Here is a 14,529-nt window from a genome sequence, read left to right as displayed (position 1 = left end):
CCCCATGGACAGCTCGTCGGCGATGCCCTCGCCCGCCCGCGCCGAGGCTGAGCCCGGCGCCGCCCAGCGTCCCCTCGTGCTGTGGGTGACCGCGGTCTCCAACGTCGCCGGGGTAGGGCGCCACTTCCTGGACACCGCGCGCGCGGGCGGCGTCCCTGGGCACCGCATGGTCTACGCGCTGCCGGAGGGCCCGCTCGCCGTCGCGCTGCGCGAGACGGGGGCGGCCGTCGTGACGGGCCGCTTCGGCGCTCGCGAGCAGTCCGCCGTCACCGCGGTCCTCGCCCTGCGCTCGCTCCTGCGGCGTCTGCGCCCTGCGATCGTGCACACGCACCTGCCGTACGCCGACGTCATCGGGTGCGCGGCACGGCGCGGGCTGCGCGCGGCCGACGGCGGACCCGTCCGCCTCGTCTCCACCGAGCACTGCATCTCGGCGGATCCCGACCTGCTGCAGCCCAGCCATGCGCGGGCCCTCGTGATGGCGCGTGTCCATCACGTGCGCCTGCGCCTGACCGATCACCTGATCGGGGTGGCCGAGTACACGCGGCGCGAGGTTCGGCGCCAGTGGAGCCGCACGGTCCCGATGACGGTGATCCGCAACGGCGTCGACCGCATGCACGCCCCTCGCGACCGCGCCACCGGTCTTCGGGTGCTGTCGATGGCGCGCCTGGCGCACGAGAAGCGGATCGGGGACGTCATCGCGGTGTTCGCCGCCCTCGTCGCCCGCGAGGAGAGCGCGCGCCTGACGATCGCGGGCCAGGGCACCGAGCGCTCCGAGCTCGAGCGCCTCGTCGCGCAGCTGGGGCTCGACGGCACCGTGCGCTTCGCGGGGTTCATCGACAAGGAGCAGGCCTTCCGCGAGCACGACGTGATGGTCCAGCTGTCCGCCGTCGAGAACCTGTCCTACTCGCTCCTGGAGGCCGTCGCCCACGGGATCGGCGTCATCGCGACCGACGTGGGCGGCAACGACGAGATCCTCCCGGCGCACTGCATCGTCGACGTCGCCGACCGCGAGGCCGCCGCCTCCGCGATCATCGACCAGGGCCTGAACCGGGACCGCAGGCCCGTGCTCGACGGCACGATCCCGACGGTCGCGGAGATGCTCGAGCGCGTCGCCGGGGTGTACCGCGAGGTGCTCGCATGACCGCGGTCGCCGCACCCTCGCACGCCCGGCGCGGCCGGATGCTGCGCAATCATCTCGCGGAGGTCGGCCGCCTGCGCCTGCTCGACCTGATCCTGGGCGTGCTGCTGATCGTCGAGATGGGGATGCCGGGCCTCGGGGTCCCCATCAACGCGGTCGTGCTCCTGGCGATCATGGTCCTGGCCCTGTCTCGGCGTCCCGACCGGTACATCCCCGCGCTCGAGTGGCTCATCCCGATCATGGTCCTCGCCCTCGCCTACCTCGCGCTCATGTCGGTCATCGTGGACCAGCACGACTACGCGCTCGACTGGAAACGGCGCCTGATCCGCATGGCGCTCACGGTCGCCGCCCTGTGCCTGATGCCCACCGGGCGCATCCACCTGCGCTCCCTGATCCTGGGCATGTGGGGCGGTCTGGCCGCGAACATCCCGGTGTGGCTCGCGGGCCTGAATGCGGACCAGTATGCGGGCTACCTCACGGGCCTCCTCGTCGACAAGAATGTCGCGGGCCTCGCCTACGCGGTGGCCGTGTTCGCGGTGCTCGCGGTCGTGAAGGGTCGCGGGCCGCGCGTCGTGCTGTGCTCGGTCCTCCTCGCGGGCCTGTGGCTCTCGGGCTCGCGCACGTCGTTGGCGGCCTGCGCAGCGGGTCTGCTGTGGGCGCTCCTCGCCCCGCATCTGCACACGATCTTGCGCTGGGCCCTCGGCGGCGTCATCTACATCGCCATCCAGCTCGTCTCGGAGGACTTCTCCCGGATCGGGCGCTTCAGCGACCGCGTCGGCTCGGACCTGCTGCGCTATCGCATCGACAACGCGTCCCTGCAGGCGGTCCATGAGGCCGGCTTCTGGGGCAAGGGGCTCGGCGAGGCGGTCGCGCTCATCAACGGCAACGGCTGGTTCTTCCACAACTCGTACTGGACGGCGCTCGTCGAGGGCGGCTGGCCGTGGCTCACCGTGCTGCTGCTCGTCACCGGCGTGTTCGTCATGCGGCCGTTCGCGAGCGGGCACCCCACGCGGCAGGAGGCGATCATCCAGGCCGGCGCTGTGGTGCTGTTCGTCTGCTCCTCCCGTCTCGGCGAGGTGTTCATGACGGTGTACTGGATGATCATCATCGCCCTCGCGCTCGCGCAGTGGTCCGTCCCGCGCGAGGAGGCCGACCACGGCAGGGCCGAGCTCGCCTGGAGGACGGGATGACGGGGCCGGGACCGGAGGTCCCCGCGGGGACGGCCGCTGTCGCGCAGAACCTCCCGCGCGCCGTGCTCCTGCGCCTCGCGCACGGCTGCCTCGAGACGATCGCCCAGGGCGCGGGCGCGCGCATCCTGCACGTCAAGGGCGAGGCCATGGACCCCCTCCTCGCCGAGGGGCGCGGCACGTCCACGGACTGCGACGTCCTGGTCCACCCCGACGACCTCGACGCCTTCGTCGCGGCGCTGCGCGGCGCTGGCTGGGAGCAGCGCACGCACTTCGCCGCGGGCAGCGTCTTCGGGCACGCCGCCACGTTCTACTCGCGCGTCTGGGGCACGGTCGACGTCCACCGGCACTTCCCGGGACTCGACCGGGACGCGCGGCGCACGTTTGAGGTGCTCGCCGCCCCCGGGGCGCGCACGGACCTCGGCGGGGTCGCGTGCCCGGTCCCGGACCTCACGGGCCAGCGGCTCGTCATGCTCGTGCACGCCGCGCGCGACCACATGGGACGCCGCGCGCGCGACATCGAGCGGGCGTGGGGCACGGCGACGGACGAGGAGAGGAGCGCGGTCGACGCGCTCGCGCGCGACCTCGGCGCCCTCGTGCCGATCGTCCTCGTGACCGGACGCGACGAGCTCGCAGCCGGCGGGAGGGACGAGCACCTGTGGCGCGCGATGCTGCGCGACGCCGACCCCACGGCCGTGTGGTGGGCGCGCCTGCGGGACGCCCGCACCGCGCCCGCGGCCCTCCGGGTCCTCGCGCAGGCCCTCCGCGTCAACCGCGACCACCTGGCCATCCGGCTCGGCCACGAGCCGACGCCCGAGGAGGTCCGCCGCGACTGGTGGGAGCGCTGGGGGCGGGCGCTGCGGCGCACCCGGCGCCTGCTCGGCGCACGGCGCGCCCCGGTCGCAGTCGGGCCGCCCCGCATCGCGATCGCGACCAACAACGGCGACATCGGCGGGGGAGAGGTCATGCTGCTCGTGATCGCCGACGCGCTCGCGGAGCTCGGCGCTGCCGTGACCGTCGTGGCACCCTCCGCCCCCGGTGACCTCGCCCGCCGCGCCCGCGAGGCGGGCCACGACGTCGCCGAGCTGCGGGCCGACGGCCGCCTCGCCTGGATGCTCGCCCTCGCCGCCTGGCGGATCCGCCACCGCCGCATGCCGCTGTGGTGCAACGGGCTCGTCCCGTCGCTCGCCACGGCCGGGCTCGGCCCCCGGATCGTCCACCTCCACCAGCAGCCCTCGCGCGCCCACCGCGCGGCCCTCGCGCTCGCCCGCCGGGGCGCCCGGCGCGTGCTCGTCCCCTCGTCCAGTGTGGCCAGCACGGTGCCCGGCGCGACCGTCCTGCCCAACTGGACCCGCGACCTCGCCCTCGCCCACCGCACGCCCCGGACCGCGGGATCCCCGCCGCGGATCGGCTTCCTCGGCCGCCTCACGCGCGCCAAGGGTGTCGAGGATCTCGCGCGCGCGGTCGCGATCCTGCGCGCCGACGGCCTCGACGCGCGCCTCGTGCTCGCCGGGGAGAACCGCTTCGGCGACGGCGCCGGCGACGGCGCCGTCGCGGCGGCTCTCGGCGCGCTCGGCGATGCCGTCGAGCACCGTGGCTGGGTCGATCCCGAGGAGTTCCTCGCGGAGGTCGACGTGGCCGTGTTCCCGTCGCGTGCCCCAGAGAGCTTCGGGCTCGTGGCCGCGGAGGCGATGGCGTGCGGCGTTCCCTTCGTCGTCTCGGACGCGGGCGCGCTGCCTGAGGTCGCCGGGCCCGAGCACCCGTGGATCGCCCGCGCGGGCGATGCCGCCTCGCTCGCCGCGACCGTGCGCCGGGCGCTCGAGGGCCTCGAGGACGGCTCGGCCGCCGCCTCCGCGGCGCGCGGGCGCCAGCGCTGGGAAAAGTGCTTCTCGCCCTCCGTCGGCCGCGCACGGGTCCGCCGCCTCGTCGCCGGCCTCGACGCCCCCACGACGCCCCCGGATCCGGAGGACGCATGACCGCCCCCGCCGCCTCGATCATCGTCCCCTCGTACCGGGGCGCCGAGCGCCTGCCGCGACTGCTGGACTCGCTCGCCGCTCAGGAGCCGGGCGCCCCGGCGTTCGAGGTCGTGGTGGTCGTCGACGGGGTCGACGACGGCTCCGTCGCGCTCGTCGAGGCCGAGGACCGGTTCGAGGCCCGCCCGCTCCTGCTGCCCCGCAACGAGGGCCGCGTGACCGCGCTGAACACGGGGTTCGCCGCCGCGCGCGGCGAGGTCCTGATCCGCTGCGACGACGATCTGCGCGTCCCGCCGACGTTCGTCGCCTCCCATGTCGGGGCCCATGCGGATGCGGCCGTGCGCGGCGAGCTCATCGGCGTCGTCGGCCTCACGCGCGACATGCACGACGACGCCCCCTACGCCCGCGCCTACGGGCGCGACGCGGGCGCGCGCTCGCACGCCGCGGCGCGCGCATGCCCCGATGACGCGCTGTGGCGCCACTGGGCGGCCGACTGCTCGATCGCCCGGGCCGTGTGGGAGCGCGTGGGCCCCTACGACAGCGCGTACCGCGCCTACGGCTGGGAGGACGTCGACTACGGCTGGCGCCTGCACGCAGCGGGCGTGCGCCTCGTGCGCGTCTCCGGCGCCGACGCCGAGCACCACGGCCCGGCCCGCACTGCCGTCGCCCGCGCCTCCAAGGCCTTCGCCTCGGGCTCCGCGCGCGCGGCCTTCGCGCGCCTGCACCCCGACGCGCCCCTCGCGCCCCCGAGGGCGGGGGAGGGGGTATGGGGCGCTCTCGTCGGCGCCGTCGCGCGCACGCACCGGACGCCCGAGCACGTCGCGCGCAGCGCGCGGCTCGTCGACCGCGTCCTCGGGCGCGTCCCGCGGCCCGTCGGCACGAAGCTCGTCGCCCTTGTCGTCGAGGGGGCGGGGCTCGCGGGCGCGACGGCGCCCGCGCCCCCCGATCGGCCTGCCGCGTCGTCATCGGGCCGCCCCCGCGTCGTGATCGCCCACGACTACCTGACCCAGCGCGGCGGCGCCGAGCGCCTCGTCCTGTCGATCTGCCGCGCGTTCCCCGACGCCGAGATCCACACGCTGTTCTACGAGCCCTCGCAGACGTACCCCGAGTACCGCGACCGCGTGATCCGCACGAGCCCGCTCGACCGCATCGGGCCGCTGCGCCGCGACCCGCGCCTCGCACTGCTGATGCTCGCGCCCGCGGCCTCGCGGATGCGCATCGATGCCGACGTGGTCGTCGCCTCGTCCTCGGGCTGGGCCCATGCCTTCCCGACGACCGGGCGCACCCTCGTGTACTGCCACTCCCCGGCGCGCTGGCTCTACCTGCCCGAGGACTACCTCGGCCAGGCCGGCCCTCTGGACCCCAAGCGCCTGGTTCTCATGGTCCTCGCGCCGCTCCTGCGCCGCTGGGACCGCCGCGCTGCGCTCCGCGCGCACGGGTACCTCGCGAACTCGTCGGTCGTGCGCGAGCGGATCCGGCGCGTCTACGGCCTCGACGCCTCGACCCTGTTCCCGCCGTTCTCGCCGGATGTCGCCGACGGCCCGCAGGAGACGATCGGCGAGCTCGCCGGCTGGGCCGGGCCCGACGGCTCCGCGGGCGGCCACGACCTCGTCGTCTCCCGCCTCCAGCCCTACAAGAACGTCGACCGGGTCATCGAGGCGTTCCGCGCGATGCCCGAGCGGCGTCTCCTCGTGATCGGCCGGGGCCCCGAGGGCGAGCGCCTGCGGGCCCTCGCGCCGGAGAACGTGCGTCTCGTCGAGGGCCTCTCCGATGCGCAGATGCGCTGGGCGTACGCGCACGCGACCTCGCTCATCGCGGCCAGCCACGAGGACTTCGGCCTCACCCCGCTCGAGGCCGGGGCGCACGGCGTGCCGGTCGTCGCGCTGCGCGCGGGCGGCTACCTCGACACGGTGCGCGAGGGCACCAGCGGGGTGTTCTTCACCGAGGAGACGCCGGAGGCGATCGTCGCGGCCGTCCGCGAGCTCGAGGAGAGGGGCCCGTGGTCGCGCGCGGCGATCCGCGCGCACGTGGAGGCATTCTCCGAGGAGCGCTTCATCGCCGCGCTGCGGCAGGCGGTCGAGGAGCTGTGACGCCCCTCGTTGCGCTCCGGCGTGAGATGGCACGGGAAATCCCCGACCGGCTGGACGGCCGGGCCCGGGCGCGCCACGCTGGGCGCAGCGACGCGACGTGCCCCGCCCGCCCGCGCCCTGTCGCCGGGGCGAACCCCGCGACGCCCACGAGAGGAACACATGGCCGAAGCTGATCGCCGAGCACGTCCGGAGGGGCTCGGCCTCGACGTCGTCCGGCTGCGCCGCGTGCTCGCCCAGCTCCCGTGGCGCATGGGGCCGCGCATCGTGTTCCTGCTCGTCGCGGGCTTCGTCGCGGCCCTGCTGGACATGGCGGCGGTCGTCGCGATGCTTCCTCTCACGCAGATGCTGACCGCGGGCGACGGCTCGCTGCCCGCCTCGGTCGAGCGCTTCGTGGTGCCCGTGCTGGGCACCGATGACCGCCAGCGGGTCCTCCTGGCGCTCGCCGTGTTCGTCGCCGTCGCGTTCCTGGTCAAGAACGCGGCGGTCGTGGCGATCCGCTGGTGGAGCATCGGCATCACCACGCGGGCCTCGAACATGCTGCAGGCCTCGCTCCTGCGCCGCTATGTGATGGCCCCTTACGCCTCGCACCGCCAGCGCTCGAAGGCGGTGATCCTCCAGACCGTCACGGGGTCGGTGCACCAGGCGCTCGACTCCGTGCTCCTGGGGTACATCACGGTGGCCGTCGACGCCCTGACCATCGTGCTGCTGCTGGCCACGCTGCTGGTGCTGTCGCCGCTGGGCTCGCTCCTGGCGCTCGTCATCTTCGGCGGCAGCGCCCTGCTCATCGCGCGCGTCCTCAAGCCCTGGGCGATCCGCTTCGCCCTCGTGAACCTCGAGAACAACAAGGACGCGTGGCGCTACATCAACCCGGCGATCGAGGGCTTCCGCGAGACCCGCGTCTTCCGCCGGGAGGACGTGTTCGCGGACGCGTTCGCCCGCAACCGCGCGCAGTACGCGGCGGTCTCGCAGCCCGAGCGCCTGCTCGGCGAGCTGCCCAAGTACCTCCTGGAGATCGTCATGATCGCCGGGATCATGGCGGTGGCCCTCGTCCTGTTCGCCACGCAGCCGCAGGCGCTCGCGTTCAGCCTCCTCGCGGCGTTCGCGGCTGCCAGCATCCGCGTCATCCCCGCCCTGAACCGCCTCGTGGCCACGTTCAACACGGTGCGCGGTGGGCGCCCGCACCTCGCGCTGCTCGTCGAGCAGATCGACGAGCTCGACGCCGACGAGGCCCGCAGCCGGTCCCGCGACGAGCGGATCATCCCCCTCCCGCGCGCGGACATCGTCGTCGACCGCCTGGGTTTCCACTACCCGGACTCGACGCAGAACGTGCTCACGGACGTGTCGGTCACCATCGCGCGCGGCAGCACCGTCGCGCTCGTCGGCTCCTCCGGCGCCGGCAAGACGACGTTCGCCGACATCCTCGCCGGGCTGCTGTACGCGACGGAGGGCTCGGTCACCGTCGGCGGCCTCGATGTCGCCGAGCACCCCCGCAGCTGGCTCGCGGACGTCGCGATGGTCTCCCAGAAGGTGTACCTGTGGGAGGCCACGGTCCGCGACCTCATCACGTTCGCGGTGCCCGCCGACGAGGTGGACGCTGCGCTGCTGGACGACGTCATCGATCGGGCGCGCCTGCGCTCCTTCGTGGACGGCCTGCCCGAGGGCCTCGACACCGTCATCGGGGATTCCGGGGCGCGGGTCTCGGGCGGCCAGGCCCAGCGCATCGGCATCGCCCGCGCCCTGTACGCCCGGCCGAGCGTGCTGATCCTCGACGAGGCCACGAGCGCCCTCGACAACGAGACCGAGCACGAGATCACCGCGACGATCGAGGCCCTGCACGGCGAGATCACGGTGATCGTCATCGCCCACCGCCTCTCGACCGTCAAGAACGCCGACGAGATCCTGTTCTTCTCCCGCGGGCGCCTGCAGTCGCGTGGCACGATGGCCCGTCTGCGCGCGACGGACGAGGAGTTCGCGCGCCTCGTCGAGCTCGGCGAGATCGGCTGAGGGGCCCTGTGCGCATCCTGCTGAGCAACACCGACCTGATCTCGCCGGCGGGCACGCAGCGCTGGGTCGCGACGATCGCCGCCGAGCTCGAGGCCCGCGGGCACGACGTCGCGGTCCTCACGGCCCGCGGCAACACGCTCTACCCGCAGCTGCGGGAGCACCGGGACGGCGACGCCTACGACCTCGGGATCCTCAACCACAATGACGCGTTCGCCCTTGCGCGCCGCGTGCGGATGGGGCGCTGCCTCTACACGGCCCACGGCTTCACGCCGGAGCCCGAGTGGGTCCCGCCGGGAGCCGATGCCTACGCGGCGGTCGACGAGCTCACCGCCGCGCACATCCCCTTGCCCGCGACGGTCATCCGCAACCCCGTGGACCTCGAGCAGTTCGCCGAGCGGCATCCCGTGCGCGAGACCCCGCGCTCCGTGCTGCTGCTGTCGAACAAGCAGGGGCGGGCGCGGCCGATCATCGAGGAGGCCTGCTCGATCGCCGGCCTCGACCTGCGGATCGTCGGCGGGCCCACCGCGGTCGACGACCCCGCGGGGCCGATCGACGAGGCGGACATCGTCATCACATCCGGCCGCGGCGTCCTCGAGGCCCTCGCGTGCGAGCGCAACGTCTACGTCATGGACTTCCTCGGGGCCAAGGGCTACGTCGAGGAGGCGAGCATCCGGCGCCTGCGGGCCGACTCGTACGCGGGTCTCCTCGACGGGTCCTGGCCGACGCCCGAGGAGCTCGCCCGCCATCTCGTCGACGGCTACGACCCGGCGCGCCGGCTTCGCGGGCTCATCGCGGCCGAGCACGCACCCGCCGTCGTCGTCGACCGCTACCTCGAGCTCGCCCGCGGAATCGGCCCGGCACGGCGCCTGGCAGGCGCCGCCCTGCGCCGCGCCGGCGGGCCGCTCACATCCCGGCGGACCACGAAGGCGCTGTCCTATCTGCGCCGACGGGAGCCGCGCGAGGCCTGGCGCGCTCTGCGCGGCAGCCAGCACATCCCCCCGCTGCTCGAGAGCAAGCTGCCGGAGGGGACCCGCGTGACCTTCCCCGACTCGCTGCGCGGCCCGCGCCCCGAGCTCGAGCACGTCTATGCCTGAGGAGGCCCCGATGACGCCTGCCCCGGAGCGTCCCGTCGCGAGCGTCGTCATCGCGGTGTTCGACGGCACCGCGACGCTGCCCGCGCAGCTCGCCGCCCTCGCGGCCCAGGAGGACGCGCCGCCGTTCGAGGTCCTCGTGATGGACAACAACTCGACCGACGACCTCGCGGGGACGATCGCGCCGTTCCTCGGGGAGAAGGTGCGGATCCTGCCCGCCCGCGCCCACCAGGGCCAGTGCTACGCGCGCAACCTCGGCGCGCTGCTGGCGCGCGGCGAGCACGTGCTGTTCTGCGACCAGGACGACGTGGTCTCGCCCACCTGGGTGCGTGCGCTGACCGACGAGCTGGACGCGGCGAGCGTCCTGGCGACGGGGCCGATGGAGCTCGCGCGCCTCAACGCCGAAGAGGTCTGGCGCCCCGATCCGGGTGAGGACGCGCCGTCGCTGCTGCGCCCCTACCCGGTCCAGGGCTATCTGCCGTTCGTCTACGGCTCGAACCTCGGGATGCGGCGCGAGGACTTCATCGCCCTGGGCGGCTTCGACAACTCCTACCGCGGCGGGGACGAGGACACGGACATCTCGTGGCGCGCCCAGGAAGCGGGCCACCCGATCGCGGTGTCCGAGGACGCGGTGGTCCACTACCGCCTGCGCTCCGGCGCCCGGGCGCTGTTCCGCCAGCATCGCGGATATGCGCGCACGCGCACCATCACGGTCCTCCGCACCCAGGGCACCCGGCCGCTGCGGGGCATGTCCCTGAAGTGGACGCTCGGGCACCTCGCGCTCGCGCCCCGCGACTGGCTGCGCGTGCGGGGAACGCACGCGGGGCGCCTCGAATGGGCGCGGCGCACAGGAGGCCTCGTGGGCAACCTCGAGGGCCAGCTGCGCTACCGCGGCGGGCGCACACCGGAGCCCGAGCTCATCGACCGCGCCCGGCCCGAGGCCCTGGAGCACCGGGCGGCCGCGGCGCGCACCGGCGGGGCCCCGGACGTTCAGGGCTGACGGACCATCTCCTGCTCGGCGTTCTCGACGACCGTCCAGGCGGGCGCGAGCTGCCAGGCCCGGCCCTCGCCGATCGTGCGCACGTGGAAGCGGGGCGCCACGACCAGGGACTCTCGGCCCTCGCGCGCGTCCCATCGGTTCTTGAGGTAGCCGGCCCAGTAGGAGAACGTCGAGTTCGCGAGGATCAGGCGCTCGCTCGCCGCGAGGCGCGCGAGGTTGCCGAACGGGCCCTCGTCGGCGGGCGCGATCCGCACGCGGGCCGCCGGCAGCCAGGCGGGGACCTGGTCGGCGCACCATGCGGGGTCGTCCGAGACGACCTGGAGGCCGAAGGCGTCGGCCGGATCGGCTCCCGCGGCCTCGAGCGCCGCGAGCGCATAGGCGCGGATGTCCATCCCGTAGCGGCGGCGGAACGTCGCATCGGTGTAGTAGTCGCCGCGGCGGATGTTGAGCGTGAGGGGCGCCCGCTCGGCGTCCGCGGCGGCCAGCAGCTCCGCGAAGGCGGATGAGCCCAGGATCGCGTCGTCGAGGAAGCCGTCGAGGGTGTCCTGGCCGAACTCGTCGAAGCCTTGGTGCCAGATCTCCCGGCGCTGGGCGGTGAACGGCACCGCCGCCCGGTCCACCGTCAGCTCCCCGAGGGCGGGGAACATGGCGATCCACGCCTCCATCCCCGGTTGGAGCAGGACCGCCGCCTCGTGCCCCGCGCGGCGCTGCTCCCACGCCCACAGCCACATGTACAGGTGGTTGCCGCCGCCGAGGGACGGCGGCGTCCACAGGATCGTGCGGCCGCTGCGCCGGCGGATCGCGGCGAGGACGGGCGCCGCGGCGCCCCTGCCCAGGGCGCGCGCGTGCGTCCTGGGCGTCGTGCGCTCGCGCGGGGGAGGGGTCCAGCCCGGCGGGGCAGGCGGGGGGGTCCGGGTCACGCGGCCACGATACGCGGCGGTGATGCGCGGCGACCCCGGCGACGGCCCGATCTCGGTATCCTGGGCGGCGACCGGATCGTCCGGTTCGGTCCTCGAGCCGACGTCCCCGCGGGAGAGCCATGCCGTTGCCCAACGCAGCGCCTGACGGCGCCCCGGAGCTCTCCGTGATCATCCCCGTCCACGACGGCGCGGACGTGGTCGGCCTCCAGCTCGCCTCCCTCGTCGCGCAGATCGATGCGCCGCGCTTCGAGGTGGTCGTCGTCGACAACCGCTCCTCCGACGACCTCGCGGGCGCGATCGAGCCCTTCCGCGAGGAGCTCGACATCCGGGTGGTCCAAGCGCCGGAGCGCCCCGGTGCCGCGTACGCCCGCAACGTGGGCATCGGCGCGGCGCGCGCCGAGCACTTGCTGTTCCTCGACGCCGACGACTCCGCGGATCCGTACGCGGTCCTCAACACGCATCGCACCCTCCTGCGACGGCCCGTGTTCTCCGGCAGTGCGGTGCCCATCGCCCCCGAGGAGCTCGCCGGGGGCCTGCCCGCCGCCCGCCGTATCGCCCCCGGCACGCCCGACTGGTCCGAGCCCGTCCCCGAGAGCCCCGGCTACCCGATCCTGTGCGGCGGCGTGTTCGGCATCCGCCGCGGGACCGCTCGGGAGATCGGCGGTATGGATGCCGCGTTCCCGTGGGGCGGCGAGGACAACGACCTCGCGATCCGCCTCACGCGCGCGGGGCACGCCGTCGACGTCTCCAAGGTCGTCTCGATCGCCTACCGGCAGCGGCCCCCGGGCTCCGTGAGCGCGCGGGCCCACCTGCGCGCGGGCTTCGCGCACGCCCAGCTGTGTACGCGCCACGGCCTGTGGGGGAGGACGCCGTCGACCCGCGGCGGGCGCTGGATCCTCGAGCCCGCGCGCGCCCTCGCGGCGGCCGCGCTCGCGGTCGTGCGGCCGGGACGCGCGTCCCGTGCTGATCTCGTGTCCCGGTTCGCGACCGCTTCCGGCCTGCTCCTGGGCCGGATCCGCTTCGCCGCGCCCGCCCTCCTGCCGCGCCCGCTCATCGGCTGCGGCCTGCGTCCCCTGACCGCCGCTGAGAGGATCTGACCCATGGTCGACGTCTGGAACCGCCTGTCCACGCTGGGCTCGTCCGTGCGCTGGCACCGCGGCGCGCTCGTCACCGCGCTCGTGCACCGCCGCGCGTTCGGCACCCTCGGCGAGGGCAGCGTGATCGTCGCCCCGCGCATGCTCCAGGGCGTCGAGGCGATCCGGATCGGACGCGGCGTCGCGGTGCGCGACGGCGGCTGGCTCGCCGCCGGGCGCGGCCTCCCAGGCGTGGGACAGCGCCCTCGACGAGCTCCGGGAGCGCGGACTGTCCTCCTGAGCGCGGCGCCGGGCACCCGCGTCGGACGTCGGGCCCGAGGATCATGATGTCGGGTCCGTCCTGATCGTTCTGATCGTCCGAGTCCGAGGAGGACAGTTCGGTCGATAGGGTCGGAGCGACCGTCGGCGCCGCCGACGGGCACTCAAGCCGCAGGCGCTCGACGGGAGGTGGACATGTCGCGCGGATCCCGATCCGGCGCGCCCTCGAGGGCCCCGCGCCCCTCCGGTCACGGCGCTCCTCTCGGCGAGCTCGACCGGCTCGACGCCGATGGGCAGGCGATCGCGGTCCACGCCCCCAGGACCAGCGCCTATGCGGGCCGCCAGCGCTGGACCCGCCGCTGGAAGCGCACGATCCTCGTGATCGCCGACGTGCTCCAGCTGCTCCTGGCGATCGCCCTGGCCTACCTCGCGCGCCAGTCGACTCCGTCCCTCGGGCGCGCGGGCGACCTGTCCGCCGCGGTCGCCGAGGCCGCGCTGGTCATCGGGATCGGCTGGATCGGCGCGATCGCGCTGTTCGGCGGCTACGACGTGCGCCTCCTCGCCTCGGGCCCCGAGATCTTCCGCAACCTCCTGCGCTCGAGCCTCGGTGCCGCCGGCATCGTCGCCACGGTCCTCTACCTCTCCGGTGTCCAGCTCTCGCGAGTCTTCTTCGTCGTGCTGTTCATCGTCGGCACCCTCCTGCTGCTCCTGGACCGCCTGGTCATGCGGCGCGTGATCGGCTGGCTGCGCCGGAGAGGCCGGATGCGCTCGCGCGTGCTCGTCGTCGGGGCCCTGCCCTACATCGACTCGATCGCCCGCACGCTCGCGCGCGAGCAGTGGCTCGGCTACGACGTCGTCGGCGCCGTCGTCCCCGAGCGCTACGAGGACGCGACCTCGCGGGAGGGCATCCCCGTGATGGGGGTCGAGAGCGACCTGCTGGACGTCGTGCGCAGCGTCCAGCCCGCCGTTCTGCTGTTCGCCGCCGGCTCCGACGCCTCCGACGAGGAGTTCCGTCGCACCGCGTGGCAGCTCGAGAGCCTGGACATCGATGTGATCGTGGTGCCGGCCGTCACGGAGATCTCGAGCGACCGCATGCGGATGCGCCCCGTCGCCGGCCTCCCGCTCGTCCACCTCGACCTCCCGCGCTCGCGCGACGCGCTGCGGCTGTCCAAGCGGATGTTCGACGTCGCCGCGAGCGCGCTGCTGCTCGTCGTCGCCGCCCCGCTGCTCGCCGTGATCGCCGTCGTCATCAAGGCCACGGACGGCGGCCCGGTCCTCTTCCGCCAGGTCCGGGTGGGCCGCGACGGCGTCCCCTTCGAGTTCCTCAAGTTCCGCTCGATGGTGCCCGACGCGGAGTCCCGCCTGGCCGCCTTGCGGGACGAGGAGATCGACCGCGGCAACGACGTGCTGTTCAAGATGTCCGACGACCCGCGGATCACGCGGCCCGGCCGGATCCTGCGCCGCTACTCGATGGACGAGCTGCCCCAGCTCATCAACGTGCTGCGCGGCGACATGAGCCTGGTGGGCCCGCGCCCCGCCCTGCCCCGCGAGGTCGCGGCCTATGACCAGGACGCCCTGCGACGCCTCACCGTGCGACCGGGCATCACCGGGCTGTGGCAGGTGTCGGGCCGCAGCGACCTGTCCTGGGCGGAGACCGTGCGCCTGGACATGTACTACGTCGACAACTGGTCGTTCGCCCAGGACGTGCAGATCATGGTCCGCACTGTGCGTGCCGTCCTCACGAGCGACGGGGCGTACTGACCCGTGGCGCGCG

Annotated in this window: 11 protein-coding genes; 10 read left to right on the top strand and 1 reads right to left on the bottom strand. The window is 74.4% G+C overall.

Annotation, left to right across the window (positions count from 1 at the left end; genetic code table 11):
• The first annotated feature begins 4 nt into the window (after positions 1 to 4).
• The 7 genes from FM110_RS10335 to FM110_RS10305 all read left to right on the top strand — a co-directional run bounded on the left by FM110_RS10335 (position 5) and on the right by FM110_RS10305 (position 10,483).
• Positions 5 to 1,141, top strand: coding sequence for a glycosyltransferase family 4 protein (locus tag FM110_RS10335; protein WP_234992238.1), 1,137 nt, complete (start codon positions 5 to 7; stop codon positions 1,139 to 1,141).
• Positions 1,138 to 2,328, top strand: a complete 1,191-nt coding sequence (locus FM110_RS10330) for a hypothetical protein (RefSeq protein ID WP_087104679.1) — start codon at positions 1,138 to 1,140, stop codon at positions 2,326 to 2,328. The genes FM110_RS10335 and FM110_RS10330 overlap by 4 nt, the downstream gene beginning before the upstream one ends.
• Complete coding sequence (locus tag FM110_RS10325; RefSeq protein ID WP_087104678.1) at positions 2,325 to 4,301, top strand: glycosyltransferase; 1,977 nt, start codon at positions 2,325 to 2,327, stop codon at positions 4,299 to 4,301. Before FM110_RS10330 ends, FM110_RS10325 begins: the two co-directional genes overlap by 4 nt.
• Positions 4,298 to 6,388, top strand: coding sequence for a glycosyltransferase (locus FM110_RS14875; protein WP_087104677.1), 2,091 nt, complete (start codon positions 4,298 to 4,300; stop codon positions 6,386 to 6,388). The genes FM110_RS10325 and FM110_RS14875 overlap by 4 nt, the downstream gene beginning before the upstream one ends.
• Before the next feature lie 159 nt (positions 6,389 to 6,547).
• On the top strand, positions 6,548 to 8,392 hold the full coding sequence (locus FM110_RS10315) for an ABC transporter ATP-binding protein (protein ID WP_087104676.1): 1,845 nt from the start codon (positions 6,548 to 6,550) through the stop codon (positions 8,390 to 8,392).
• An 8-nt stretch (positions 8,393 to 8,400) separates the two neighbouring features.
• The gene (locus FM110_RS10310; protein ID WP_087104675.1) at positions 8,401 to 9,486 is read left to right on the top strand and encodes a glycosyltransferase; all 1,086 of its coding nucleotides are present in this window, start codon (positions 8,401 to 8,403) and stop codon (positions 9,484 to 9,486) included.
• 10 nt (positions 9,487 to 9,496) lie between these two features.
• Positions 9,497 to 10,483: a glycosyltransferase family 2 protein gene (locus FM110_RS10305; protein ID WP_159458044.1), complete on the top strand. Its 987-nt coding sequence runs from the start codon at positions 9,497 to 9,499 to the stop codon at positions 10,481 to 10,483.
• Here FM110_RS10305 and FM110_RS10300 read toward each other — a convergent pair.
• Positions 10,474 to 11,403: an alpha-1,2-fucosyltransferase gene (locus FM110_RS10300; RefSeq protein WP_087104673.1), complete on the bottom strand. Its 930-nt coding sequence runs from the start codon at positions 11,401 to 11,403 to the stop codon at positions 10,474 to 10,476. The genes FM110_RS10305 and FM110_RS10300 overlap by 10 nt on opposite strands.
• 119 nt (positions 11,404 to 11,522) lie before the next feature.
• On the opposite strand from FM110_RS10300, the gene FM110_RS10295 reads away from it, so the two are divergent.
• The 3 genes from FM110_RS10295 to FM110_RS10285 all read left to right on the top strand — a co-directional run bounded on the left by FM110_RS10295 (position 11,523) and on the right by FM110_RS10285 (position 14,516).
• A complete protein-coding gene (locus FM110_RS10295) occupies positions 11,523 to 12,500 on the top strand; it encodes a glycosyltransferase family 2 protein (protein WP_087104672.1) in 978 nt (325 codons plus the stop codon).
• Between the two features lie 3 nt (positions 12,501 to 12,503).
• The gene (locus tag FM110_RS10290; RefSeq protein WP_087104671.1) at positions 12,504 to 12,824 is read left to right on the top strand and encodes a hypothetical protein; all 321 of its coding nucleotides are present in this window, start codon (positions 12,504 to 12,506) and stop codon (positions 12,822 to 12,824) included.
• A 126-nt stretch (positions 12,825 to 12,950) separates the two neighbouring features.
• On the top strand, positions 12,951 to 14,516 hold the full coding sequence (locus FM110_RS10285) for a sugar transferase (RefSeq protein WP_087104670.1): 1,566 nt from the start codon (positions 12,951 to 12,953) through the stop codon (positions 14,514 to 14,516).
• Positions 14,517 to 14,529 lie beyond the last annotated feature (13 nt).

The sequence above is a fragment of the Brachybacterium nesterenkovii genome (assembly GCF_900163655.1).
GTDB lineage: Bacteria > Actinomycetota > Actinomycetes > Actinomycetales > Dermabacteraceae > Brachybacterium > Brachybacterium nesterenkovii.
The sequence above is the reverse complement of the archived record's forward strand: the minus strand, read 5'-3'. Positions and strand labels throughout refer to the sequence as shown.

Bases quoted from the DNA above. Each gene is read 5' to 3' on its own strand.
- FM110_RS10335 (WP_234992238.1), top strand. From the start codon at position 5: ATGGACAGCTCGTCGGCGATGCCCTCGCCCGCCCGCGCCGAGGCTGAG.
- FM110_RS10330 (WP_087104679.1), top strand. From the start codon at position 1,138: ATGACCGCGGTCGCCGCACCCTCGCACGCCCGGCGCGGCCGGATGCTG.
- FM110_RS10325 (WP_087104678.1), top strand. From the start codon at position 2,325: ATGACGGGGCCGGGACCGGAGGTCCCCGCGGGGACGGCCGCTGTCGCG.
- FM110_RS14875 (WP_087104677.1), top strand. From the start codon at position 4,298: ATGACCGCCCCCGCCGCCTCGATCATCGTCCCCTCGTACCGGGGCGCC.
- FM110_RS10315 (WP_087104676.1), top strand. From the start codon at position 6,548: ATGGCCGAAGCTGATCGCCGAGCACGTCCGGAGGGGCTCGGCCTCGAC.
- FM110_RS10305 (WP_159458044.1), top strand. From the start codon at position 9,497: ATGACGCCTGCCCCGGAGCGTCCCGTCGCGAGCGTCGTCATCGCGGTG.
- FM110_RS10295 (WP_087104672.1), top strand. From the start codon at position 11,523: ATGCCGTTGCCCAACGCAGCGCCTGACGGCGCCCCGGAGCTCTCCGTG.
- FM110_RS10290 (WP_087104671.1), top strand. From the start codon at position 12,504: ATGGTCGACGTCTGGAACCGCCTGTCCACGCTGGGCTCGTCCGTGCGC.
- FM110_RS10285 (WP_087104670.1), top strand. From the start codon at position 12,951: ATGTCGCGCGGATCCCGATCCGGCGCGCCCTCGAGGGCCCCGCGCCCC.